The organism is Vibrio sp. 10N.222.48.A3 (assembly GCF_041475345.1).
In the GTDB taxonomy this organism is placed as follows: Bacteria; Pseudomonadota; Gammaproteobacteria; order Enterobacterales; family Vibrionaceae; genus Vibrio; species Vibrio tasmaniensis_A.
This window is the reverse complement of the sequence record NZ_JBFRVX010000691.1, coordinates 1-470: the sequence shown is the minus strand read 5'-3', so window position 1 is coordinate 470 and position 470 is coordinate 1. Positions and strand designations below refer to the sequence as shown.

The following is a 470-nucleotide window of genomic DNA, read 5'->3' as shown; positions in this document are numbered from 1 at the left end:
AGCTTTCCTCACGATGGCTTAGGGCTTTGGCTGGGGGAACACGCTAGCTTGAGCCACTTTGGTGTGTTGGGTTATGCGCTATCGACAAGTCAAAATGTCGGGGAGGCCATCAAGTCGGGCTTTAAATATCTGCGCCTGAACGGTCCTATTTTCTCGGTTAAATTATTTCTAGATTCCGAGCAAGCAGTGATTCAGATTGAGAACACCTTGGAAGTGGGCGATCTCCTACCTTTCTGCAGTGAGTATTTCTTGAGTTCAATCGTCTCTTTGTTCGAAGAACTGACTGGTCATGAGTTGGATATTCATACTTTGGCTTTGCCTTATGCTCGCCCTAATTACACCAAGCTTTATGACGAGCGTTTCCAGTGCCCGGTGATTTTTGAACAAAACTATTGTGAACTGCATTTTGATGTCTCCGTTTTATCACAAACTTTATTGACTCATGATGCCGCGACCCTGAAGCGCTATCT

The 470-nt window shown here is 45.3% G+C and carries 1 protein-coding gene; it reads left to right on the top strand.

What is annotated here, in order from left to right:
- Positions 1-470, top strand: a 470-nt coding sequence (locus AB4653_RS18475) for an AraC family transcriptional regulator ligand-binding domain-containing protein (protein WP_372104943.1), incomplete at both ends; no start/stop codon positions are given.